Raw genomic sequence first — 1,298 nt, 5'->3', positions numbered from 1 at the left:
GTACTTGAACCGCGTGCCATGAATGAGTTGTTCCCAAACTGGAAGGAAGAAGGCGCACCGTTAAATGTGCCCGTGACTGAAGACAAAACTTTCTTCCTGCTTTCTGATGAAAAATCACAGGAAGCGCCCCACTGGATGGTGCCAAAAACCATGCACAATGATGGCAACTATGTCATCTCGCTCGGCAATGTGGTGCGCTGGTTAGGCACCAAAGCCGAAGAACTTGAAGTTTCCATTTTCCCGGGCTTTGCTGCGTCTGACATTCTGTATCATGCAGATGGTACTGTAAAAGGCATTCAAACCGGTGACATGGGTATCGGTAAAGATGGCGAACCGACGCATAACTTTACTCCGGGTTATGAACTGCATGCCAAATACACCATTTTTGCAGAAGGCTGCCGGGGTCATTTAGGTAAACGCCTGATTGCAAAATACAACCTGGATAAAGATGCTGATCCACAGCACTACGGGATCGGGATTAAAGAGCTTTGGGAAATTGACCCTGCCAAACACAAACCCGGTTTGGTGATGCACGGTGCAGGCTGGCCTCTTGCTGAGACCGGTTCTTCAGGCGGCTGGTGGCTGTATCACGCTGAAAATAATCAGGTGACTTTGGGTATGATTGTTGACTTGTCATACACCAACCCGCACATGTATCCATTCATGGAAATGCAGCGCTGGAAAACCCATCCGCTGATCAAGCAGTATCTGGAAGGTGGCAAGCGGATTTCTTATGGCGCACGTGCCGTGACCAAAGGCGGTTTTAACTCGCTACCGAAGTTCACGTTCCCGGGCGGCTCTTTAATTGGGGATGATGCAGGCTTCCTGAACTTTGCCAAAATCAAGGGTTCACATACTGCGATGAAATCCGGCATGTTGTGTGGTGAAGCGGTGTTTGAAGCGATTGCGGCTGGCGTAGAAAAAGGTGGTGACTTGGCTGTTGCACGTGTGAGCGAGGGTGAAGACTTCTTCGCCAAAGAACTCACTGCGTATACAGACAAGTTTAACAACAGCTGGCTGAAAGAAGAGCTGTATAACTCGCGCAACTTTGGCCCGGCGATGCACAAGTTTGGCCAATGGATGGGGGGTGCATTTAACTTTATCGATCAGAACGTATTTAAAGTGCCATTTACCTTGCATGATCTGGTACAGGATTTCGGTGCATTGAAAACCGTCGATGCGGCGAACTTTAAGCCGAACTATCCAAAACCGGATGGCAAGCTGACCTTTGACCGTCTGTCTTCGGTGTTTGTATCCAACACGGTACATGAAGAAAACCAGCCGGCGCATTTGAAGCT

Annotated in this window: 1 protein-coding gene; it reads left to right on the top strand. The window is 49.1% G+C overall.

The features are described 5' to 3' along the window. Positions 1-1,298 (top strand): 4Fe-4S dicluster domain-containing protein (locus ACP69Y_RS16590; RefSeq protein WP_425919541.1); only part of this gene is annotated, 1,298 nt, incomplete at both ends.

This window comes from Acinetobacter sp. TSRC1-2 (assembly GCF_049895885.1).
In the GTDB taxonomy this organism is placed as follows: Bacteria; Pseudomonadota; Gammaproteobacteria; order Pseudomonadales; family Moraxellaceae; genus Acinetobacter.
This window is presented reverse-complemented; position numbering and strand designations above follow the sequence as displayed.